The sequence below is a fragment of the Ornithinimicrobium pratense genome (genome assembly GCF_008843165.1).
Classification (GTDB): Bacteria; Actinomycetota; Actinomycetes; order Actinomycetales; family Dermatophilaceae; genus Ornithinicoccus; species Ornithinicoccus pratensis.
This window is the reverse complement of the sequence record NZ_CP044427.1, coordinates 287,944-309,728: the sequence shown is the minus strand read 5'-3', so window position 1 is coordinate 309,728 and position 21,785 is coordinate 287,944. Positions and strand designations below refer to the sequence as shown.

Sequence of the window (21,785 nt, the reverse complement as noted above, 5' to 3'; positions counted from 1 at the left end):
GGAGCTCTCCCGTGGCTGTGCACACCTACCACCTCACGGCCGTCCCGGGGGGCAGCGCGCTGTCCGACTTCCGTGCCGCCGCCCTGCTGCGCCGCCTGCAGGCCGTCACCCCCCGTGTCACCGGAGTCCGGGCGCAGTTCGTGCACTGGGTGGCCACCCAGGGGCAGCCCGCTCCGCGGACGGCGCAGGAGATCGCCGACCTTCTGACCTACGGCGAGCCCGTCGCCGACACAGCAGCCGCCAGGGGCGAACAAGCTGCGGACCCGGCACGGCACACGGAGCTGACGGTCGTCGTCGGACCGCGGCTGGGCACCATCTCGCCCTGGGCCAGCAAAGCCACCGACATCGTGCACAACTGCGGCATCGACATCCACCGGGTCGAGCGGGTCGTCGAGTACACGCTCGCGCTCGACCTTGCGGGCGCAGAGCTGCAGGACGACGAACTGGCCGCCCTGGTGGCCCCTCTGCACGACCGGATGACCGAGTCGGTGCTGCACGCGCACGAGGCCCCGCACACGCTCTTTGACGAGCGCGAGGCGGCGGCGATGGAGCACGTGGACGTGCTCGGCCGCGGTCGGGACGCGCTCACCGAGGCGGACGCGGCCTGGGGGCTGGCCCTGTCCGCCGACGAGATCGACTACCTCGTCGACGCCTTCACCCGGCTCGACCGCAACCCCACCGACGTCGAGCTGACCATGTTCGCCCAGGCCAACTCCGAGCACTGCAGACACAAGATCTTCAACGCCGACTTCGTCATCGACGGCCAGGCCCAGCCGCACAGCCTGTTCGGGATGATCCGGCACACCGAGCAGGTCTCCCCTCAGGGCACGGTGGTGGCCTACAGCGACAACGCCTCCGTGATGGAGGGTGGGCGGGTCGTGCGCTGGCTGCCGGAGAGCGGCACCGGCACGACATACCCCCGCAGCGGCCCCACCCGCTACGCACCGCGCGAGGACGACGTGCACGTGCTGATGAAGGTGGAGACGCACAACCACCCGACCGCGATCTCCCCCTTCCCCGGCGCCGCGACCGGCGCGGGGGGCGAGATCCGGGACGAGGGCGCAACCGGGCGCGGGAGCGCGCCCAAGGCCGGGCTGACCGGTTTCGCCGTCTCCCACCTGCGCCTCCCCGGCACCGACGAGCCCTGGGAGTCCGGGACCACAGACGCGCCGGGCCACCTGGCCAGCCCGCTGGAGATCATGACCGACGGCCCGCTCGGTGCCGCCGCCTTTAACAACGAGTTCGGCCGGCCCGGCCTCGGCGGGTTCTTCAGGGTCTACGAGCAGACCGTGGGCGGGGTGCACCGCGGATACCACAAGCCGATCATGAGCGCCGGGGGCCTGGGCTCCATCAGCGCCTCGATGACCGAGAAGGTCCGCTTCCCGGCCGGCACCCTGCTCGTCCAGATCGGCGGGCCGGGAATGCGGATCGGGATGGGAGGCGGTGCGGCCAGCTCGATGGCGGCCGGGGCCAACACCGCCGAGCTCGACTTCGACTCCGTGCAGCGCGGCAACCCCGAGATGCAGCGCCGCGCCCAGGAGGTCATCAACCACTGCTGGTCGTTGGGGCCGGACAACCCCGTCCTGGCGATCCACGACGTGGGCGCCGGGGGGCTGTCGAACGCCTTCCCTGAGCTGGTCGACGACGCCGGGCTGGGTGCGCGGTTCGAGCTGGGCAGCGTGCCGTTGGAAGAGTCCGGCCTGTCCCCCAAGGAGATCTGGAGCAACGAGAGTCAGGAGCGCTACGTCCTGGCGATCGCGCCGAAGTCGCTGGACGGCTTTGCCCGGATCTGCACGCGGGAGCGCTGCGGGTATGCCGTCGTGGGGGTCGCGCAGGACGACGGGCAGCTCGTCCTCACCGGGCCGGAGGACGTCGACGGCGGGACGGGTCAGCCGGCCGTCGACATGCCGATGGAGGTGTTGCTCGGCAAGCCGCCGCGGATGACCCGCGACGTGCACCGGATCCAGCGCTCCACCGCAGAGTTGGACCTGTCCGCGGTGACCGGGGACAAGGTGCGGGACACCGCCTATGCGGTCCTGCGCCACCCCAGCGTGGCGTCCAAGCGCTTTCTCATCACGATCGGTGACCGCACCGTGGGCGGGCTCTCGCACCGCGACCAGATGGTCGGCCCCTGGCAGGTGCCGGTCGCCGACGTGGCGGTGACCCTGGCCGACCTGGTCGGCTTGGCCGGTGAGGCGATGGCCAGCGGCGAGCGGATGCCGCTGGCCGCGGTCAACGCACCGGCCTCCGGCCGGATGGCGGTGGGCGAGGCGCTGACCAACCTGCTCGCCGCGCCGGTGCCGGAGCTCTCACGGGTCAAGCTGTCCTGCAACTGGATGGCCGCCTGCGGCCAGCCCGGCGAGGACGCCGCCCTCTACGACACCGTGCACGCGGTCGCGATGGAGCTGTGCCCCGCCCTGGGTATCTCGGTGCCGGTCGGCAAGGACTCACTGTCGATGCAGACCACCTGGACCGGCGAAGACGGCGAGCGGCAGCAGGTCGTCTCCCCCGTCTCGCTGGTGGTCTCCGCCTTCGCCGCGCTGCCCGACGTGCGCGGCACGTGGACCCCTCAGCTGCACGCCGGTTCCGAGCTGTTACTCGTGGACCTCGGGGCCGGGCGCAACCGGCTCGGCGGCTCGATGCTGTCCCAGGTGCTCGGCGACTTCGGCGGGCCGGTCCCTGACCTGGACGACCCGCAGCGGCTGACCCGGCTCGCATCCGCGCTCACCGAGCTGCGGGAGAAGACGCTGGTCACCGCCTACCACGACCGCTCCGACGGTGGCCTGTGGGCCACGTTGTGCGAGATGGCCTTCGCCGGCGCTGTCGGCCTCGACGTGACGGTCCCCACCTCCGGCGAGCCGGACCCGGCGAGCGTCGACCTGCACGACGAAGGTCTGGCGGCGCTCTTCACCGAGGAGCTCGGCGTCATCCTGGAGGTGCCGACGGACCGGTTGCGGGAGGCCGGCGAGGTCCTCGAGGCGCACGGGCTGACCCCGTTCATGCACCACCTCGGCCGATCGACCTCCGAGCGTCGGGTCCGGCTGCGGGCCGGCACCGTCACCCTCGATGAGCCGCTCCGGAGGTTGGCCCAGGCGTGGGACGAGGTGTCCTGGCGGATCGCCGCCCTGCGCGACAACCCTGAGTGTGCCGACGAGGAGCATGCGGCCTTCGGCTCCGACGACGACCCAGGGCTGCGGGTGCAGACCACCTTCGACCCCGCCGAGGACGTCGCCGCGCCCTACCTCAACCTCGGGGTCAGGCCCAAGGTCGCGATCCTGCGCGAGCAGGGGGTCAACTCGCACGTGGAGACCGCCTATGCCTTCGACCGGGCCGGTTTTGAGACCTATGACGTGCACATGACCGACCTGCAGGCCGGCCGGTTCGACCTAGCTGACCCGTCCCTGAAGGGCCTGGTGGCCTGCGGCGGCTTCTCCTACGGCGACACCCTGGGCGCCGGGGAGGGTTGGGCCCGCTCGGTTCTCTTCAACTCGCGGCTCACCGAGTCCGTCGCCGGCTTCTTCGCCCGGCCCGACACCTTCGCCCTGGGCATCTGCAACGGCTGCCAGATGTTCGCCGCGCTGGCCGGCCTGATCCCCGGTGCGCAGGCCTGGCCCCGCTTCGTCCGCAACCGCAGCGAGCAGTATGAGGCGCGCCTGTCCCAGGTGGAGGTGCTGGACTCCCCCTCGATCTTCTTCTCCGGCATGGCTGGCTCGCAGATCCCGATCGCGGTCGCGCACGGTGAGGGACGGGCCGACTTCTCGGCCCAGGGTGACCCCTCTGCGGTGCTGGCGGCGATGCGCTACGTGGACCACGGGGGACGCCCCACCACGGCCTACCCGGCCAACCCGAACGGCTCGCCCGGTGGGCTGACCGCCGTGACCACCGCAGACGGGCGGTTCACCGCCGTGATGCCGCACGCGGAGCGGGTCACCCGCAACGCCCAGATGTCCTGGACCAGCGGGTCTGTCGCGGCCGAGAGCCCCTGGCTGCGGATGTTCCGCAACGCCCGGGTCTGGGTCGACTGACGGCTCCGCACGCACCGTCTCGTGCCAGGCCCGCCTGCGCCCCCCGAGGCTGGGCGGGCAAGATGGAGCCATGGCCCAACGGATGAACCTGCGTGAGTACATCGACAAGCTGCGGGTGGAGGGGTACACCGTACGTGGTGCCACCGAGGAGGACCCCACCCTGATCGCCCCGGACGGCAGCGCCGTGGAGACCTGGCGTCAGGGCTATCCCTACGACGAACTGATGGACGAGGTGGTCTACGAGCAGCAGAAGTACGACCTGCAGGTCGAGCTGCTGAAGCTGCAGTACTGGAGCCAGGACGTGGGCGCCAAGCACGTCATCGTCTTCGAGGGCCGGGACGCCGCCGGTAAGGGTGGCACGATCAAGCGTTTCACCGAGCACCTCAACCCACGGGCTGCGCGCGTAGTGGCCCTGAACAAGCCGTCCTCGACCGAGCAGGGGCAGTGGTACTTCCAGCGCTACGTGAACCACCTGCCCACCGCCGGGGAGATGGTGATGTTCGACCGCAGCTGGTACAACCGCTCCGGTGTCGAGCGGGTCATGGGCTTCTCCACCGACGAGGAGTACCAGTGCTTCATGAAGCAGGCGCCCCGGTTCGAGCAGATGCTGGTCGAGAGCGGGATCACGGTGACCAAGTTCTGGTTCTCAGTGACCCAGGACGAGCAGCGGACCCGGTTCGCCCTGCGGCAGATCGATCCGGTGCGGCAGTGGAAGTTGTCCCCGATGGACCTGGAGAGCTTGGACCGCTGGGAGGACTACGGCGCGGCCAAGCAGGCGACCTTTGACCAGACGGACAAGAAGTTCGCCCCCTGGACCGTGGTGAAGTCCAACGACAAGAAGCGCGCCCGGGTCAACGCGATGCGTGCCTTCCTGCACCAGTTCGACTACGAGGGCCGCGACGACACCGTGGTTTACGCGCCGGACCCCAAGATCGTCTCGCGGGCCAAGCACACTGAGGGCGACTGAGCACCCGGCCGCTCGACTCCCTATTCGGTCCAGCGGTCCATGACCGCCTGCACCTCCTCGGGATCCAGGGTCAGCGGGGAGCCCACGATCCACTGGTGGCCGAACGGATCCAGGAAGCGGCCCTGCCGGGCGCCGTACGGTTGGTCGGTCACCTCGAAGACCATCCGTGCGCCCCGTGACACCGCTGCTTCCGCCACGGCGTCCGGGTCCTCGCACTCGATGTCCAGGAGCACCCCGCCACCGCCCCTCGGCGGGGCCGGATCGTGCTGGTCCGCGTCCTTGACCTGGAGTACGTCACCGCTGGGAGCTCCAGCTGGGCGAAGACCACCGACTGGCCCACGGTGTACCGGGCGGCCAGTCGGGCTTGGAGCACGCCCCGGTAGAAGGCGAGGGCGGCGTCGGCGTTCTCGACGCAGAGCTTGGGGCGAAGGCGTGGTTGACCCATACCGGTCCACGGTAGCCCCGACCGGTGGCTCGCGTCAGGGCGTGGTCACTCTTCCCCGGTGGCCCTGCGGACCAGCCCTGCGACCCTCTTGGCGTCCGCGGCCGTCAGCTTCGTCAACGCCCAGGACGTGGGCCACATCGATCCCTCGTCGAGCTGGGCGGCCTCGTCGAAGCCGATGGTGGAGTACCGGGCCTCGAACTTCGAGGCCCCCTGGAAGTAGACGACGACCTTGCCGTTCTCGTTGGCGTAGGCCGGCATGCCGTACCAGGTCTTGGCCGTCAGCTGGGGCGCCACCCTGGTGACGATCTCGTGCACCTTCCGGGCGATCTTCTGCTCCGTCTCCGGCATCTCCTCGATCGCGGCGAACAGGGCCTGCTCGAGCTTCTCCTTCTTCTGGCTGGCCTTCAACTCGCGCGCGCGTTCCCGGACCGCCTTCTTCTCGGCTGCGGACAGCGTCTCCTCCTGCGCCATCGTGGTCCCTCCTCCTCGTGCCGTAGTCAGGCCTGCTGGATCCGGACCGAGTTGCCGGCGGGGTCGCGCACGGCGAAGTCCCTGGCCCCCCAGTCCTGGTCCATCGGCTCCTGCATGATGTCGGCGCCGCTGGCCTGGACCCGCTCGAAGGCCGCGTCCAGGTCGGCCGTGGCCAGGTTGATGCCGGCGTAGGTGCCCTTGGCCATCATCCGGGCGATGACGCCCTGCTCCTCCTCGGTGATGCCGGGGTCGGCGTTCGGGGGGTGCAGCACGATGGCGGTGCCCGGTTGGGAGGGTGGGCCGAGCGTGATCCAGCGCATCTGGCCGGACCCGACGTCGGCCCGCACCTCGAAACCGAGGGCGTCACGGTAGAAGGCGAGCGAGGCCTCGGGGTCGTCGGCGGGCAGGAAGCTGGAGGCGATAGTGATGTCCATACCGCTCAACCTAGGGACGTGGTCGGCAGCCTCGCTTCTCGATTTCTGATCGGTCTGGTGACCCGCTTGACCACGCAGGGCGGTATGGAGAGCCGCTCCGCCTCGCGTCGGTAGACACTGGGCGGCACACCGACCAGCTCGGAGAAATGGGTGCTGAAGGTCCCGAGCGAGGAGAAGCCGACCGCGAAGCAGACCTCGGTGACGCTCAGCTCGCCCCGACGCAGCAGGGTCATCGCCCGTTCGATCCTGCGGGTCATCAGGTAGGAGTAGGGCGACTCGCCGTAGGCCTCCTTGAACTGCCGGGACAGGTGCCCTGCGGACATCCCCACCTCGCGGGCGAGGCCCGGAACGTCCAGCGGCTGGGCATGGTCACGGTCGATCCGGTCGCGGACCTGGCGCAGCAGCGCCAGGTCGCGCAACCGCTGGTCGGCCGCACTGCGAGGACTCACCCTGCTGATGATGCCACCGACCCGGCCGCGGCGGTCAGGGCGCCGGTGAGCTGGCGGCCCTCCGGTCACCCCCGCCGGCGCGCCGACGTCGTCGTCCTTCGGCACGATCGGGCCCTCGCCGGCGGGGACGCGACCCTAGGCACGACTGCCCCACACGGGTGCGGGAACGGGTCTACCGTCGCTTCATGGAGAGCACACCGATCCCCGACCGACCCACCTTTCCCAACGGCTACGGCGTCCCGGCGACCAGCGACGGGCTGCTGCGCTGGGACCAGGTCGAGCCGCGGCTGCGCCAGGCGCAGCACTACTGGCTCAGCAGCGTACGGCCCGACGGCCGGCCGCACGCGGTGCCCCGCTGGGGCGTCTGGTTGGACGGGCGGTTCTGGTACGACGGGGCCCCGACCACCCGGCATACCCGCAACGTCGAGGCCAACCCGTCCGTGACGCTGACCCTGGAGAGCGGGACCGAGGTAGTCATCGTGGAGGGGGAGTCGCACGCGGCCCGCGCCGAGCCCGACGACCTGGGCGCGCGGCTGGCGGAGGCGTTCGACAAGTATGCGGCGTCGGGCTACTCCCCGACAGCGGACTCCTGGTCCGGCCCGGACGGCGGGGGGCTGCGGGTCATCGCCCCCCGCCGCGTGCTCGCCTGGTTCGACTTCCCGACCGACTGCACCCGGTTCGTCTTCGGCGCTGGCAGCGCGTCGTAGGCGGGACGTCCGCAGGGCGCCGACCCGGACCACCCGGCTCAGGCCGTGGCACCCTCCAACATGTCGTGCCGGACGATGACCTCGTCGCGACCTGGGCCGACGCCCACTACCGAGATGCGCGCGCCCATCAACTCCTCCAGCCGCTCGACATAGCGCTGGGCGGCGGCAGGGAGGTCCTCAAAGGTGCGGGCCCTGGTGATGTCCTCGCTCCAGCCCTCCAGGTCCTCGTAGATGGGCGTGGCGTGGTGGAAGTCGGACTGGTTGATCGGCATCTCGTCGAACCGCCGGCCCTGCACGTCGTAGCCCACGCAGACCGGGATCTTCTCCAGGCCGGTCAGCACGTCCAGCTTGGTGAGCACGAAGTCGGTGATCCCGTTGACCCGCTGGGCGTAGCGGCCGATGACGACGTCCGCCCAGCCGCACCTGCGGGGGCGTCCGGTGGTGGTGCCGTACTCCGCCCCCACGTCGCGCAGGCGCTCGCCATACTCATCCTCCAGCTCGGTGGGGAAGGGCCCCTCGCCGACCCGTGTGGTGTAGGCCTTGAAGACACCAATGACCCGGTCGATCCGGGTGGGCGCCACCCCGGCACCCGTGCAGGCGCCGCCCGACGTGGCGTTGGATGAGGTCACGAACGGGTAGGTGCCGTGGTCGACGTCCAGCAGGGTGGCTTGACCGCCCTCGAAGAGCACAGTGGCGCCGTCGTCGAGGGCCTGGTTGAGCTCCAGCACCGTGTCGCCGACCATGGGGGCGATCCGCTCGGCGTGCTCCAGCAGGTCGTCCATGACCTCCTCGACCGCGATGGCGCGCCGGTTGTAGATCTTCAGCAGCAGCTGGTTCTTGGTGCCCAACGCCGCCTCCACCTTCTGCCGCAGGATGGACTCGTCATAAAGATCCTGGACACGGATGCCGACCCGGTTCATCTTGTCGGCGTAGGTGGGGCCGATGCCGCGGCCGGTCGTCCCGATCCGCCGGTTGCCGAGGAACCGCTCGGTCACCCTGTCCAGCACCCGGTTGTAGGGCGGGATGACGTGCGCGTTCGCGCTGATCCGCAACCGGGACGTGTCCACCCCACGCGCCTCCAGACCATCCAGCTCCTCGATGAGCACCGCCAGGTCGACTACCACGCCGTTGGCGATGACGGGGACGACGTTCGGCGACAGGATGCCGGAGGGCAGCAGGTGCAGGGCGTAGGTCTGGTCGCCGATGACGACCGTGTGGCCGGCGTTGTTGCCGCCGTTGAACTTCACTACGTAGTCGAGCGCGGAGCCGAGCAGATCGGTCGCCTTGCCCTTGCCCTCGTCACCCCACTGGGCGCCGACCAGGACGATCGCTGGCATGTCCGTGCCTTTCACTTTGAGTCCGGACTGACTCCTCACTCTATCCGCCAGGCTCAACCGACCAGGCCACGCCTGGCAACGGCCAGGCCCAGCTGGAAGCGGGTCTCCACGCCATGCTCGTCCATGAGGTGCGCGACGCGGCGGCGGACGGTCCGCAGCCCCAGGCCCATCTGCCGGGCGATCGCCTCGTCCTTGAACCCCATCGAGAGCAGCTCCAGGACCTTCACGTCCTCCTGCGAAGCATCCTTGGTCAGCAAGGGCTCGGCCCGGCGCCACAGTTCCTCGAAGAGGTCTAGGAAGGCGGACACCACGACGGGGGGCCGGAGCACGAGGAAGTCCGCCTCGGGCGCCTGCCCCTCGGCGATGAGCACCCCGGCCCGGCCGAAAACGCCGAACTCGACCCGCAGCGCATCGTCAGCCAGGTAACGCTGCTGCTCGCCCGCCGCCGCCCGCCGTGCCGCGAAGGCCTGCCACTCAGGCTGCACCAGCACCGACATCGGGAAGATGGTGCGCAGCGCGCGTCCGGACGCCGCCACGTCGTCCCAATGCCGCTGGATCCGTTCGGCCTGCCCCGGCCCGGAACCCACCTGGACGACGACCTGCACGACCGGCCCCTCGGAGGTACGGTAGAGCTGCTCGACCACCGGCGGCGCCTCGGAGGCACCCACCTGCTCCCACGGCGGGAGCCGGGGCCCGGACAGCTGCAGACCGCGGCGGTAGTCAAACTCGAAACTCTCCAGGGACTCCCGCAGCGCCAGCAGCTCCTGGCGTCGTTCATCCAGCAGCGCCTCCTCCGCCGCCAGCAGCCGACCGACGCTGGCGCGGGGGTCCTCGGCCCGGACCAGCCCATCTGGCGTGCGCCGCACCAGCGCCTTCTTCTCCAAGCTTTTCACTGCGCGTTCGCAGGCGCGCAGCGTCCAGCCCAGCTGGTCAGCGTGGACCGCCAGCTCACTGGGCTCGGAGCGCAGGACGTGGCGGTAAAGCTGCTCGGCCTGATCGGTCAGGCCGGATGGGCGTGCTTGAGCATTCACCTATGGCAGGTTAGGGCCACTGGCACGACGGTGACAACTTCGCGAGGAAAGACATGGTTACATAGACATCCGCACCGAAGGCGAGACGTCAGGGGACGCGCACGTCCTTCGGGCACGGGGCGCCGACGGCGGCCAGAGTGCATCTGGCCGCCGGCCAGCGCGCGGGATCCCCGGGGACCTCAGCGTCGAGGATCTCGGGGCCCAGCGGTTGCGCCGGGGTCGCCCCGAGACCTACAGCCCCAGCTCGCGGGCCCCCGCCGCGGATGAGGCCCGGAGAAACTCCGTGCACCGCACTGCTTCCTCGGCCTCACCGATCTGTCCGGCCGCCTTGGCCAAGGCGGCCAGGGCACGCAGGAAGCCCTGGTTGGGCTCGTGCTCCCACGGCACCGGTCCCTGCCCGCGCCACCCGGAACGACGCAGCAGGTCCAGCCCCCGGTGGTATCCGGTGCGGGCGTAGGCATAGGCGGCCACGTCGTCACCCTCGTGCAGGGCGTCCTCGGCGAGCATCGCCCAGGCCAGGCAGGAGCTGGGGTATGCCGCGGCGACCGTGCGCGGGTCGCCCTCCTCCAGTGCCCGCGCGGCGGGGTCCGGCGGGAGCTCGGTGGGCGGGATGCCCAGCAGGTCAGAACCCGGTGTGGCGGTCACCGGCTGGTCCCGGCGGAGCGCAGCGCCTCGCAGGCCTCCACGACCCGCGCCGACATGGCGTTCTCAGCGGCCTTGCCCCACGAGCGGGGGTCGTACATCTTCTTGTTGCCGACCTCCCCGTCGACCTTCAGCACACCGTCGTAGTTCTCGAACATGTACCCGGCGACCGGCCGGGTGAAGGCGTACTGGGTGTCGGTGTCGATGTTCATCTTCACCACGCCGTAGTCCACCGCGTCCGAGATCTCCTGGGCCGAGGAGCCCGAGCCGCCGTGGAAGACCAGATCGAAGGGGCGGGAGTCGTCGGGCAGCCCGAGCTCCTTGCTGGCCGCCTCCTGAGCGGTCTGCAGGATCTCCGGGCGCAACTTGACGTTGCCCGGCTTGTAGACGCCGTGGACGTTGCCGAAGGTCAGCGCGGTCAGGTAACGGCCCTTCTCGCCGTGGCCGAGCGCCTTCACCGTGGCGATGGCGTCCTCGGGGGTGGTGTAGAGCTTGTCGTTGATCTCGTGAGCGACGCCGTCCTCCTCACCGCCGACGACACCGATCTCGACCTCGAGGATGATATTGGCCTGCTGGCACAGCTCCAGCAGCTCCTCCGCGATCTGCAGGTTCTCCTCCAGCGGCACCGCCGAACCGTCCCACATGTGGGACTGGAAGTAGGGCAGCCCGCCCTGCTTCACCCGTTCGATCGAGGCGTCCAGCAACGGGCGGACGAAGCCGTCCAGCTTGTCCTGGGGGCAGTGGTCGGTGTGCAGGGCGATGTTGACGTCGTAGGCCTTGGCGACCTCCTCGGCGAACGCCGCGAACGCCAGGGAACCGGTCACCATGCTCTTCACCCCCTGGCCGGAGAAGTACTCCGCACCGCCGGTGCTCACCTGGATGATGCCGTCGGAGCCGGCGTCGGCGAAGCCCTTCAGGACCGCGTTGAGCGTCTGGCTGCTGGTGACGTTGATGGCCGGGTAGGCAAAGTTGCCCTTCTGCGCCCGGTCGAGCATGTCGGCGTAGACCTCAGGGGTGGCGATAGGCATGGGATCCTCCTCGAGCGGCGGGGGTCGATACGCCTCCCACTCTTCCACAACGGGCCCTGGTGCCCTACCCCTGGCCGGGTCCCGGGTCGGCATGCTGCAGGGCCCAGTGGTACATCACGACGGCGGCCGCCGCGCCAGCGTTGATCGACCGCGTCGAGCCGTACTGCGTGATGGCGAGCACCACCTCGCTCGCGGCCAGCGCCTCCCTGCTCACCCCAGGCCCCTCCTGGCCGAAGAGCAGGATGCACCGGCGGGGCACCGCATAGCCCTCCAGCGGGACCGAGCCGGCGACGTTGTCGACGGCGAGGATTGGCAGCCCGCGCTCGCCCGCCCACGCCCCCAGGTGGGCGATGTCGGGGTGGTGGTGCTCGTGCTGGTAGCGGTCGGTGACCATCGCGCCGCGACGGTTCCAGCGACGGCGACCCACGATGTGAAAGGCGGCGGCATTGAAGGCGTTGGCCGTGCGGATGACCGAGCCGATGTTGAAGTCATGCTCCCAGTTCTCCACCGCCAGATGGAAGCCGTGGCGGCGCTGGTCCAGGTCGGCGACGATCGCCTCGTGGCGCCAGTAGCGGTAGCGGTCGAGAACGTTGCGGGTGTCACCGTCCCGCAGCAGCTCAGGGTCGAGGTATGCCGGGAGCTCACCGTGCGCGTCGGCCGGCCAGGCCCCCTCCCAGGGGCCCACCCCGACCGGCGGACCCGCCGTCATCGCCTCGCCTCGGGTGCGTCCCAGGGCTCGCGGGAGTGTCCCACCATGCGGACGACGAAGACGATCGCACCGCAGACCACCAGCCACTGCAGCAACACGGCGCAGGCAGCGACTCCGGTCAACTCTGGGGCATCACTCACCCCCCAATTCTGTCACTGCTGCGCAGGTCGGCAGCCCGTAGCCGTGGCCGCCAGCACCGAATCGCACTACGGTAATGATCACGGCGCAAGTGATGCTTGTCCCGACATCGCGGCCGGTGACGGTCGCCAAACGGAGGTAGGACGATGGACAACTCGACGACAACGTGGATCATTGTTGCGCTCTTGGTGCTGCTCATCGGCGCCGCAATCTTCATGCTTTTGCGTCGGCCGGGCGGCGAGGACTCCCTGGATGGGAAGGATGCGCCGGCCGTGGACCGGGACACCGACCGCCGTGGCGACCTCGACGGGCGCACCGCTCCGGAGGAGGCCCAGGCGGTCGCCACGGGCGCCGGCCCCGCGCGCGACGACGCCCCGTTCGACCAGACCAGCTATGATTCGCCGGCCGCCACCGGAGGCGCCACCCCGGTACACCGCGCCGACGTCGCGGACCGGACTGGCGTCGACGCAGGGGATGACCCGAGCCCCACCCGGCACGTCGCCGACGACACCACGGAGGCCCGCCGGCCGGCCGACGACTTCCTCGGCGTCGACCGCGAGTCTCGGGATGAGGTCGAGCCGGACCCGATGTTCCAGGATCCCCGCACCGACGGCCACCGGATCGCCGAGGACGAAGCGTCGCACGACGAGGCGCGGCACGACGAGGCGCGGCACGACGAGGCGCGGCACGACGGGGCGACGGCCGCTGACCGGCCGGGGGACGAGGGTCGACTCGGCGCCCCGGCACACGACGGCTACCACGCCGAGCCCGCGAGCCAGGGTTATGTCGCCGCACCGGCCGACGAGCAGGCCTACCAGGCACCGCCCGCAGCCTCCGAGCCGCCCCAGCAGCAGAGTCAGCATGAGCACACGCACCTCGCGGAGCAGGCCGAGCATCCAGCGGGCGGGGTGCAGGACGAGCCGTTGACCGCCGACGAGGTGCTCGACTCCCGCGATGCGGCCGATCGCGACCACAGGGACGGTCACGCCGAGCCGCCGGTCGCCGCTGAGCCGGCCGCCACCGAGTCGGTCACCACCCAGTCAGTCACCACCCAGTCGGTCACCGACGAGCCGACGACCGACGAGCCGACGACCGGCGGGCAGCGGGATGCTGCCGTCGGCGGCCACGTCTTCGCCGAGTCCGTCTATGGCGTCGGGTCGGTCGAGCCGGCCGAGGACGGCTCCGGGCCCGAGGGCTGGGAGATCAAGGGCAACACCGGCTCGATGCTGTTCCACACCGCAGACTCACCGAGCTACGACGCGATGCGGGCCGAGGTGTGGTTCGACAGTGAGGAGTCGGCGCGCAGCGCCGGTTTCGCGCACTGGGACCGCCGCCGCCGCTGACACCACCCTGAACCCACGAGCAGGGCCCGACCACCTCGGGCCCCGTTCGCTGCGTCTGGCTTGCGGACAGGGACTGGCCAGCCGATGTCGGTCGGTTCAGGTGAGCCCGATGTCGGTCAGCCCGTAGGCCGCCCGGTAGTCCAGGCCCTGTGCCCGGAGCGCTTCCTCCGCGCCGCTGGCCCGGTCGACGATGACCGCCACCGCGACGACCTCGGCACCGTTCTCACGCATCGCCTCGACGGCGGCGAGCGGCGACCCGCCTGTGGTGGAGGTGTCCTCGACCACGAGCACACGGCGTCCGGCCACGGACGGCCCTTCCACCCGCTGCTGCAGGCCGTGGGTCTTCTCCGCCTTGCGCACGACGAAGGCGTCCACCGCCCTGCCCTGGCGCGCCGCCGCGTGCAGCATGGCGGTGGCGACCGGATCGGCCCCCATCGTCAGTCCGCCGACCGCGTCGATGTCCAGGTCGTCCACCAGGTCGAGCATCACCTCACCGACCAGGGGTGCGGCCTCACCGTGCAGCGTGATCCGCCGCAGGTCGACGTAGTAGTCGGCTTCCCGGCCGGAGGACAGGGTCACCTTGCCGTGCACCACGGCGAGGTCCCGGATGAGCTGCTGCAGGCGGTCACGGGCGGACGTCATGGCTGGCACCCTACTTCGCCGCTGCGACACAGCCTCACGAGCGTTTGCCGCGGCGCCGCCGCTCAGCCAGCTCGCCGGCGACGCGGCGGATGATCGCCCTCGGCATCACCCGCAGCAGGCCGACGACGCCCTTGTAGGTCGCCGACGGGACCGAGACGACCTTGCCCCTGGCCACGTCGTCCAGGGCCTGCCGGACCACGTCCGGGGCCTTGAGCCACAGCGCCTCCGGCAGCCGTGACATGTCCATCTCGGCCCGGTCGTGGAACTCCGTGTGCGTGAAGCCGGGACAGACCGCCGTCACGGTGACTCCGTCGGGCCCCAGCTCGGTCGCCAACGCCTCGGAGAACACCGTGACGTAGGACTTGATCGCCGAGTAGTGACCCATGACGACGAACCCGGCCACCGACGAGACGTTGAGGATGGCGCCCCGTCCCCGGCCGCGCATCGCGCCCCCGGCCGCATGGGCCAGCACCATGACCGCCTTGATCATCAGGTCGACGGCCCGTTCTTCCTCGTCCAGGCTGTTGCGGACGAAGCCCTGGCGCGAGCCGAACCCGGCGTTGTTGACCAGCAGGTCGACCGGGCGGTCCGGGTCCGCCAGCCGGTCCGCGACCTCCTGCAGCTGTGACCGGTTGGTCAGGTCGGCGGGCAGCACCTCCACCCGCACACCACGGCGGGCGTTCAGGTCCGCAGCCAGCGCCTCCAGCACCTGCCGGCCGCGGGCGACCAGCACCAGGTCATGGCCGCGGGCGGCGAGCTGGTCGGCGAACTCCTTGCCGAGTCCGGAGGAGGCTCCCGTCACTAACGCTATGCCCATGTCAGCCACCATAGGTGGGCTCAGAGGCGCTCGCTCAGCCACCTGAGGTCAGCGGCGTGCAGATCCTGGCCCGGGGTCTCGAGCATGACCGGGGCGGCGGCGCTGCGAATCACGTCGGCGAGCTCGTCCTCCGGGATCTGGCCCGAACCGAGCCCGGTATGCCGGTCCGCCCCGGAGCCCGCGGCGTCGCGAGAGTCGTTGGCGTGGACGAGGTCGATCCGGCCGGTGATGGCCCGGATCTGCTCGACCGCGTCGCCCAGCTCGATGCCGCCGGCCCAGGCGTGGCACGTGTCCAGGCAGAAGCCGACCATCTCGGCGCCCTCGGCGGCCTGAATCGCCTCCCAGGTGCGCGCGATCCGGTCCAGGTGGCGGGCCATGGCGTTCTCGCCGCCGGCAGTGTTCTCCAGCAGGAGGGGGACCTTCAGGTCGGTCGCCTCGATCGCCTTGCGCCAGTTGTCGAAGCCCTTCTCGGGGTCATCGTCCTCCCCCACGTGCCCGCCGTGCACGATGAGGCCCCTGGCGCCGATCTCGGCCGCCGCATTCAGGTGCTGCTGCAGCAGCTTGCGGGAGGGGATCCGGATCCGGTTGTTCAACGTCGCGACGTTGATCAGGTAGGGGGCGTGCACGTAGAGGTCGACCCCGGCCTCCTCGGCAGCCCCCCGAAGAGCCTGAGCGCCCCCTGCATAGCGCACCTGTGGCCCCTTGTAGCTCTGCGGGTCGCCGAGGAAGAACTGGACCATCGAGATGCCGCGCTGCTGGGCCTCCGCGACGGGGTCGGTCTGGTCGACGTGCGCTCCGAGGGGCTGGCTGCTCATGCCCGTCATCGTAGGCGCGCTGCCCGACACCCTCTAGCCTCATGGGTATGCCGCGCCCCGCCTTCCAGATCGAGCTGCTGGTCGCCGGTCCGCCCGCCCAGGTGTGGGACCGGTTGTGGGACCTAGACCGGCATACCGCGGCCGTCCCGCTCACCACCGTCGGGGCCGGATCATCGCCCGGCTTGCGGCAGGGCGCCCGGTTCACCGCCCGCACCGCGCTCGGTCCGTTCCGGATCGACGACCACATGCTGGTCCGCAGCTGGGACCCACCCCGGCACGCAGTCCTCGACAAGGTGGGGCGCGTGCTGTCCGGGCGCATCGAGGTGGACCTGCGCGCCGAGGGCGCCGACACCCACCTGTGCTGGATCCAGACCTTCGGGGCCGTAGGGGTGCCCGACACGCTGGCCGGCTGGGCTGCGAGACCGGTGCGGGCCGCATACCGCCGGACGTTGGCGCAGATCACCCGCCCGTAGGCTGGTCGGGTGCGCATCGCCACCTTTAACTGCAACTCCATCCGCACCCGCGTCGACCGCGTCGTCGCCCTGCTGGAGCGCCACGAGATCGACGTGCTGGCGCTGCAGGAGACCAAGTGCAAGGACGACCAGTTCCCACTGCTGCCCTTCGAGGCAGCCGGCTACGAGGTGGCGCACGTCGGTCACTCGCAGTGGAACGGGGTCGCGCTGGTGAGCCGGGTGGGGATCGAGGATGTCGAGGTCGGCTTCCCCGGGCAGCCGGGCTGGGGCGACCCGGCCCAGGCCGAGGCGCGCGCGATCGGCGCGTCCTGCGGAGGCGTGCGCCTGTGGAGCCTGTACGTGCCCAACGGTCGCTCCCTGGGCGACCCGCACCTGGCCTACAAGCTGGACTGGCTCGCCGCGCTGCGGGAGGCCGGCACGGCCTGGCTGACCGAGGACCCTCAGGCGCAGATCGCGCTCATGGGTGACTGGAACATCGCGCCGCGGGACGAGGACGTCTGGTCGGTGGCGTTCTATGAGGGGCGCACGCACACCAGCCCGGGCGAGCGGGCCGCCTTCCAGGGGGTGGTGGACGCGGGGTATGCCGATCTGGCCCGGCCGTACACCGAAGGGCCGGGGGTCTACACCTACTGGGACTACACCCAGCTCGCCTTCCCCAAGCGGCGTGGGATGCGGATCGACTTCGTCCTGGGCAGCCCGACGCTGCGGACCCGGGCGGAGGGGGCGTTCGTCGACCGGGATGAGCGCAAGGGCAAGGGCGCCTCGGACCACGCACCGGTGGTCGTCGAGGTGGCGGACGCGGGCTGAGCCCCCCGCTGCCCGGGAGACGGGGCCGGGTGGGTGGCCTCAGCGCGCTCTGAGCGCCGAGCGGATCGCCCACGGCAGCGTGAGCAGGCAGAGCGCGGCGGTGAGCGCCATCGCCGGGCCGAAGCCGGCCCCGAGGGCAACTGCCCCGACGAGCAGCGCGCCGGTGCCGGTCCCGGCATCGAAACCGGCGTTCCAGACCGCGCTCGCAGCACCGACGCGGCGGGGACCGGCGGCGGCGAAGGCCTGCAGCATGGTGAGGCTCTGCAGTGCGCCGTAGCTGATGCCCACGACCGCGCAGGTGGCGACCCAGGCCGCCACCTGCGCGGTGCCGACAGGGGTGCGGACCACCCAGGCGAGCGCGGACAGACCGAGAACGATGAGGATGACGAAGGGCCAGAGCAGCCGGTCCACGCCGACCCGGTCGGAGAAGGCCCCGATCCGCCACCGGGTCAGGGTGGCGGCCAGTCCGAAGGCGAACAGCCCGACCGCCGAGAGCCAGGGCACCGCCACCAACTGCGGTGCGAAGGTGATGATGCCGCCCCCGGCGAGGGTGACCGTCAGCAGGATGAGGCTGGGCGGGATCAGCCGGAGGTATGTGGTTCGCCCGGCGGGCGTGCCCGACGGGAGGTCAGGGGCTTGGGTGGAGCGCTCGGGCAGGTGGCGGGACAGGGCGAAGCAGGCGGGGATGCCCAGCAGGGGGACGGCCCCGAGGAGGAAGACCGGCCAGAAGCCCCAGGTGTCCCCGATCCATCCTCCGCTGGGCATGAGCAGGACGTTGGGCACCGACAGGGCCAGAGAGTAGGCACCGACCGCGGCACCCCGCCGACGCGGCTCGACAAGGAGGACGGCGGCGGCGCTGGCCGCGACGGTGAGGATCCCGAAGCCCACACCTCGGACGGCCGAGAGCGCGAGCGTCGGGGCCAGGTCCGCCGTGAGTCCGTGCAGGAGGGAGGGCAGGCCCAGGAGCACCATCCCGGCCGCAAGCACGGGGCCCCAGCCGAGTCGCCGGATCAGCCAGGGCACGGCGAACTGGGTCGCGACGGTGGCGCCGAGGAGCACGAAGTTGACCGCGCCCGCGCCGGCGGAGTCCGACGTCCCCTCGCGGACGACCCACAACGGGGCAGCGGGCAGGAGCGCGGCATACCCGGAGAAGCCGGTGAAGGCCACGACCGCCAGGGCGATCATGCCGGGGGTGGCCCAGACGGAGGTGCCGGGCAGGTCTGGGGACCCGGCCCGGCCGGACGCGGGCAGCCCAGGGTCGGGGCGGCTCACCCCCGAGCTGCCTTGGCGGCGGCCTTCTTCTCCTTCTTGTAGGCCCGCACCTGCTGGAGGGACTCCGCGCTGGTGACGTCCGCGATGGACATGTGCACGCCGTCTCGCCCATAGTCGCCCGCCGCCTCCCGCCAGCCCGCCGCCGTCAGACCGCGCTGCTTGCCCAGCAGCGCCAGGAAGATCCTGGCCTTCTGCTCACCGAACCCGGGCAGACCCTTGAGCCGCTTGAGGACCTCCTTGCCGTCCGGGTCGCCCTCGGTCCAGATGGCCGCAGCGTCACCGTCGTAGTCCTGCACCACCGCGGTGGCCAGGTCGTGGACGCGCTGGCCCATGGACTTGGGGAAGCGGTGCACGGAAGGGGGCGTGGAGCAGATCTCGATGAACTTCTCCGGGTCGGTCGCGGCGATCGTCGCAGGGTCGATCGTGCCCAGCCGCTCGTAGATCTTGCGCGGCCCGTCGAAGGCCACCTCCATGGGGATCTGCTGGTCCAGCAGCATGCCGGTGAGCAGGGCGAACGGGTGCTCAGTGAGGATCCGGTCGGCCTCCGCCTCACCGACCAGGTGCAGGGTCTCGGTCATGCTCCCAGGGTAGGCCGTCCACCGCCCGACCGGTCTTGCTGCTGGGCCTGCCGGCTCTGCTGCCCTGCCGGCTGTTGCTCGGGCTGCTGCGCCGTCGACCCGACGGGGCGCAGGCCCAGCGCCAGCGCGACGACCGCTGCCACCGCGGCTGCGATCCCGGCTCCCGTCAGCACGGTCTGGACCTGGATCACGGCGGCGTCGAGGAGGGCGTCGCTGTCGCTCGGGTCGACGAGCTGCCCGACCTCGAGGTGGAAGCGGCGCAGGCCGAGCGAGGTCAGCAGGGCCAGGCCCACCACCATGCCGACCATCCTGGCTACCACCACGAGCGAACTCACCGCCCCGTGCCCCTCCTCGACGGCGTCAGCGAGGGCGGCGTCGTTGACCGGGGCGATGGCCAGGCCGACGCCCAGGCCTGCCCCGACCAGCGGCAGGGTGGTCGCCACGACGGCGTCCAGCGAGCTGCGCTCCCACTGGGCCATCGCCAGGATCGAGACGGCCGCGAGCGCCAGGCCGGGGGTGGCGACCAGGGCCGGTCCGAGCCGCCGCAGCAGCCAGCCCCCGAGGACCGCACCGATGGGGACGGCGACGAGGAAGCGGACCAGGACCAGCGCCGCGTCAGTCTCGTCAGTGCCCTGCGTCAGCCGGGACAGCAGCGGCACGTCGACGACGACCGCCACCAACGCGGACCCGACGAGCAGGCTGACGACGAGGGCCGGCCAGACGCGGCCGCGCACTACCCCGCTCGGGATGAGCGGGCGGCGGGCCGTGCGCTGGCGGACGAGGAAGGCGATCCCCGCCACCGCACAGAGTGGCAACAGCCACCACCCCATCGGGCCCAGCACCTCGGTCTCCGGGTTCGCCGTGGAGAAGGTCAGGACAAGCGAGCCCAGCGCGAGCGCCAGGAACGTGGCCCCCAGCAGGTCGGCCGCGAGCAGCAGCGGCAGCCAGCGGCGGGCGGTGAGCACCGCGAGCAGCACGGTCAGGGCGATCGCGGCGAGCCCGATCGGCGTGCCGACACGGGTGCCCCACCCCTCGATCGGCACGAACGGGCCGCCCAGCGCGATCGAGCTGGTCAGCGCGGCGGGCGCGGTCAGGGTGAGGGTCCACAGGGCCGCGCCCAGCACCGCCACGAGGTATGCCGCGCCGGTCACCCCCCGGGAGCGGCCGGCGGTCCTACGCAGCTCGGGTCCGGCGCCCTCGCGTGTCCTGTCGGACTCTTGCGCGTGCCCTGTCGAGCCCTTCTGCGTGTCCTGTCTGCGTGTCCTGTCGGGTCCTGTCGCGTGTTCTGTGGGGAGGGGGCGCAGGAGCCAGACGCCGAGCAGGCAGGCGGCGCCGAGCGCGACGTTGATCCAGAAGATGTCCCGCCAGTCGCCGACCATGAGGACGAGGGCGCCCAGGAGGGGGCCGAGGACCGAGCCGAGCTCCTGGACGCCGCCGACGACGCCGAGCGGCAGGCCGCGCTGCCCGCGCGGCCACAGGTCAGCGACGAGCGCCAGGGTCGCCGGGACCAGCCCACCCCCGCCCAGGCCCTGCAGGAAACGCCCGGCCACCATCACCGATAGGTCCACCGAGACCGCAGTCACCGCCGAGCCGATGATGAAGACCACCAGGCAGCACAGCAGGATCCGGCGCCGGTCGACCAGATCCGACAGCCGTCCGATGAGCGGCAGCACGGCGATGTAGCCCAGCAGGAAGCCGGAGATGATCGGCGTCCCCCGCTGCAGGGACTCGATGCCCACCCCGACCCCGGCCATCATGTCGGTCAGGGCCAGCACCACCACGTAGGTGTCCGCGGCGGCGAGTGCCACGGCCAGCGCGGCGATGGTCAGCAGCCCCCGGGAGCGCGGCGGCGGGCCCGACGGGCTGCCGACAGTCGCTCCGTCGGCCCCCGGGGGGCGTGAGAGTTCTCCCCCCGTCACGTCAGGGAGCGGTGACGGTGACGGGTGCCCCGTAGGAGCTGAGCATCAACGAGTAGGTCGAGGTGGCGGGCGGGTAGAACGGCCCGGTGATCACCACCGTGCGGACCTGCCAGTCCTCCTCGACCAGGCCGTAGCTGACGTCGAAGTCCGCGTCCGCGTCTCCGGCGCTCAACAGGTCGCGCACCACCTGGCCCGGCAGCGTCCCGACCACCTCCTGCACGACCTCTGCCCCCTCCCTGCGGCGCTCGCCGAACTCCGGCTCCTGCGTCTGCCCCAGCAGACCCACCAGCCCTTCCTCCGGGTCGAACAGCGTCGCGGGGTCCGGCACCCCCAGGTCCTCAGGGTCGGTGCGCACGTGCCGGGGCACGTAGGGCAGCTTGACGTAGAGCTCCCCGTCGACGGCGACCGTCGGCACGTCCGCCTGGATGCCGGCCATCTGAGCGGTGATCGTGCCGTCGAAGGCCGGCGGGTCCATCGTGCCCTCACCGGTGGCGCTGATGATGTAGGTGCTCTGGTCCTCCGGCAGGTCGCTGCCGGACATCGCCAGGTGCAGCGACCCGGCCTCGACCAGCACGCCGTGCGCCTGGGTCAGCCGGTCGGCCGCGCTGGGCGGGGGCGGCGCAGCGGTCGTCTCGGTCTCGTCCTCACCGTCGCTGCAGGCCGTGAGCATGGCCGCCGCCAACAAGGCGAGGGCGACCAAGTGGCGGGTCTGCGGTGCGCTGCGCCTCGTCATACC

Annotated in this window: 23 protein-coding genes; 6 read left to right on the top strand and 17 right to left on the bottom strand. The window is 71.3% G+C overall.

The window, feature by feature from the left end; genetic code table 11:
- Positions 1–11: 11 nt before the first annotated feature.
- Positions 12–4,025: a phosphoribosylformylglycinamidine synthase gene (purL, locus tag FY030_RS01410; protein ID WP_192498810.1), complete on the top strand. Its 4,014-nt coding sequence runs from the start codon at positions 12–14 to the stop codon at positions 4,023–4,025.
- Positions 4,026–4,095: 70 nt separating this feature from the next.
- Positions 4,096–4,992: a polyphosphate kinase 2 gene (gene ppk2, locus FY030_RS01405; protein WP_158059958.1), complete on the top strand. Its 897-nt coding sequence runs from the start codon at positions 4,096–4,098 to the stop codon at positions 4,990–4,992.
- Between the two features lie 20 nt (positions 4,993–5,012).
- On the opposite strand, the gene FY030_RS17150 is transcribed toward ppk2, so the two are convergent.
- Genes FY030_RS17150 through FY030_RS01385 form a run of 4 tightly spaced genes read right to left on the bottom strand, consistent with a single transcriptional unit; the run spans position 5,013 to position 6,791 of the window.
- Complete coding sequence (locus FY030_RS17150) at positions 5,013–5,447, bottom strand: VOC family protein (RefSeq protein WP_202879740.1); 435 nt, start codon at positions 5,445–5,447, stop codon at positions 5,013–5,015.
- Positions 5,448–5,482: 35 nt separating this feature from the next.
- Complete coding sequence (locus tag FY030_RS01395; protein WP_158059956.1) at positions 5,483–5,908, bottom strand: iron chaperone; 426 nt, start codon at positions 5,906–5,908, stop codon at positions 5,483–5,485.
- 26 nt (positions 5,909–5,934) lie between these two features.
- Positions 5,935–6,342, bottom strand: a complete 408-nt coding sequence (locus FY030_RS01390; RefSeq protein WP_158059955.1) for a VOC family protein — start codon at positions 6,340–6,342, stop codon at positions 5,935–5,937.
- A gap of 5 nt (positions 6,343–6,347) precedes the next feature.
- The gene (locus tag FY030_RS01385) at positions 6,348–6,791 is read right to left on the bottom strand and encodes a helix-turn-helix transcriptional regulator (protein WP_158059954.1); all 444 of its coding nucleotides are present in this window, start codon (positions 6,789–6,791) and stop codon (positions 6,348–6,350) included.
- 185 nt (positions 6,792–6,976) lie between these two features.
- On the opposite strand from FY030_RS01385, the gene FY030_RS01380 reads away from it, so the two are divergent.
- Positions 6,977–7,498 carry a pyridoxamine 5'-phosphate oxidase family protein gene (locus FY030_RS01380; protein ID WP_158059953.1) on the top strand — a complete coding sequence of 174 codons (522 nt, stop codon included), beginning with the start codon at positions 6,977–6,979 and terminating at the stop codon, positions 7,496–7,498.
- A 38-nt stretch (positions 7,499–7,536) separates the two neighbouring features.
- On the opposite strand, the gene FY030_RS01375 is transcribed toward FY030_RS01380, so the two are convergent.
- The 6 genes from FY030_RS01375 to FY030_RS16225 all read right to left on the bottom strand — a co-directional run bounded on the left by FY030_RS01375 (position 7,537) and on the right by FY030_RS16225 (position 12,385).
- Positions 7,537–8,835: an adenylosuccinate synthase gene (locus FY030_RS01375; protein WP_158059952.1), complete on the bottom strand. Its 1,299-nt coding sequence runs from the start codon at positions 8,833–8,835 to the stop codon at positions 7,537–7,539.
- A 53-nt stretch (positions 8,836–8,888) separates the two neighbouring features.
- On the bottom strand, positions 8,889–9,866 hold the full coding sequence (locus tag FY030_RS01370; RefSeq protein ID WP_158059951.1) for a helix-turn-helix domain-containing protein: 978 nt from the start codon (positions 9,864–9,866) through the stop codon (positions 8,889–8,891).
- A 231-nt stretch (positions 9,867–10,097) separates the two neighbouring features.
- Positions 10,098–10,511, bottom strand: a complete 414-nt coding sequence (locus tag FY030_RS01365) for a DUF3151 domain-containing protein (RefSeq protein ID WP_158059950.1) — start codon at positions 10,509–10,511, stop codon at positions 10,098–10,100.
- Complete coding sequence (gene fbaA / locus FY030_RS01360; RefSeq protein WP_158059949.1) at positions 10,508–11,536, bottom strand: class II fructose-bisphosphate aldolase; 1,029 nt, start codon at positions 11,534–11,536, stop codon at positions 10,508–10,510. Before fbaA ends, FY030_RS01365 begins: the two co-directional genes overlap by 4 nt.
- Positions 11,537–11,600: 64 nt before the next feature.
- Positions 11,601–12,245: a TrmH family RNA methyltransferase gene (locus FY030_RS01355; protein ID WP_158059948.1), complete on the bottom strand. Its 645-nt coding sequence runs from the start codon at positions 12,243–12,245 to the stop codon at positions 11,601–11,603.
- Positions 12,242–12,385 carry a hypothetical protein gene (locus FY030_RS16225; RefSeq protein ID WP_192498672.1) on the bottom strand — a complete coding sequence of 48 codons (144 nt, stop codon included), beginning with the start codon at positions 12,383–12,385 and terminating at the stop codon, positions 12,242–12,244. The genes FY030_RS01355 and FY030_RS16225 overlap by 4 nt, the downstream gene beginning before the upstream one ends.
- A gap of 144 nt (positions 12,386–12,529) precedes the next feature.
- Here FY030_RS16225 and FY030_RS01350 point away from each other — a divergent pair, with 144 nt between their 5' ends.
- Positions 12,530–13,726: a sunset domain-containing protein gene (locus tag FY030_RS01350; protein ID WP_158059947.1), complete on the top strand. Its 1,197-nt coding sequence runs from the start codon at positions 12,530–12,532 to the stop codon at positions 13,724–13,726.
- A gap of 96 nt (positions 13,727–13,822) precedes the next feature.
- On the opposite strand, the gene pyrE is transcribed toward FY030_RS01350, so the two are convergent.
- The 3 genes from pyrE to FY030_RS01335 are packed head-to-tail and all read right to left on the bottom strand — an operon-like array spanning position 13,823 to position 16,000.
- On the bottom strand, positions 13,823–14,368 hold the full coding sequence (gene pyrE / locus FY030_RS01345) for an orotate phosphoribosyltransferase (RefSeq protein WP_158059946.1): 546 nt from the start codon (positions 14,366–14,368) through the stop codon (positions 13,823–13,825).
- Positions 14,369–14,402: 34 nt separating this feature from the next.
- Positions 14,403–15,185, bottom strand: coding sequence for an SDR family NAD(P)-dependent oxidoreductase (locus FY030_RS01340; RefSeq protein ID WP_158059945.1), 783 nt, complete (start codon positions 15,183–15,185; stop codon positions 14,403–14,405).
- Between the two features lie 20 nt (positions 15,186–15,205).
- Positions 15,206–16,000 carry a deoxyribonuclease IV gene (locus FY030_RS01335; protein WP_158059944.1) on the bottom strand — a complete coding sequence of 265 codons (795 nt, stop codon included), beginning with the start codon at positions 15,998–16,000 and terminating at the stop codon, positions 15,206–15,208.
- A 47-nt stretch (positions 16,001–16,047) separates the two neighbouring features.
- Here FY030_RS01335 and FY030_RS01330 point away from each other — a divergent pair, with 47 nt between their 5' ends.
- Both FY030_RS01330 and FY030_RS01325 read left to right on the top strand, forming a co-directional pair.
- Positions 16,048–16,473 carry a hypothetical protein gene (locus tag FY030_RS01330; protein ID WP_158059943.1) on the top strand — a complete coding sequence of 142 codons (426 nt, stop codon included), beginning with the start codon at positions 16,048–16,050 and terminating at the stop codon, positions 16,471–16,473.
- A gap of 9 nt (positions 16,474–16,482) precedes the next feature.
- Positions 16,483–17,280: an exodeoxyribonuclease III gene (locus FY030_RS01325; protein ID WP_158059942.1), complete on the top strand. Its 798-nt coding sequence runs from the start codon at positions 16,483–16,485 to the stop codon at positions 17,278–17,280.
- A gap of 39 nt (positions 17,281–17,319) precedes the next feature.
- On the opposite strand, the gene FY030_RS01320 is transcribed toward FY030_RS01325, so the two are convergent.
- From FY030_RS01320 to FY030_RS01305, 4 genes are read right to left on the bottom strand one after another with little or no spacing between them, the layout of a single operon-like run.
- The gene (locus FY030_RS01320) at positions 17,320–18,552 is read right to left on the bottom strand and encodes an MFS transporter (RefSeq protein WP_238348500.1); all 1,233 of its coding nucleotides are present in this window, start codon (positions 18,550–18,552) and stop codon (positions 17,320–17,322) included.
- Positions 18,549–19,130 (bottom strand): HhH-GPD-type base excision DNA repair protein, encoded by a 582-nt coding sequence (locus FY030_RS01315; RefSeq protein ID WP_158059941.1) that lies wholly within the window; start codon positions 19,128–19,130, stop codon positions 18,549–18,551. The genes FY030_RS01320 and FY030_RS01315 overlap by 4 nt, the downstream gene beginning before the upstream one ends.
- Entirely contained in the window at positions 19,127–21,049 is a 1,923-nt protein-coding gene (locus FY030_RS01310) for an MFS transporter (RefSeq protein WP_192498671.1), read from the bottom strand. The genes FY030_RS01315 and FY030_RS01310 overlap by 4 nt, the downstream gene beginning before the upstream one ends.
- A gap of 1 nt (position 21,050) precedes the next feature.
- Positions 21,051–21,782: an LppX_LprAFG lipoprotein gene (locus tag FY030_RS01305; RefSeq protein WP_158059940.1), complete on the bottom strand. Its 732-nt coding sequence runs from the start codon at positions 21,780–21,782 to the stop codon at positions 21,051–21,053.
- Positions 21,783–21,785 lie beyond the last annotated feature (3 nt).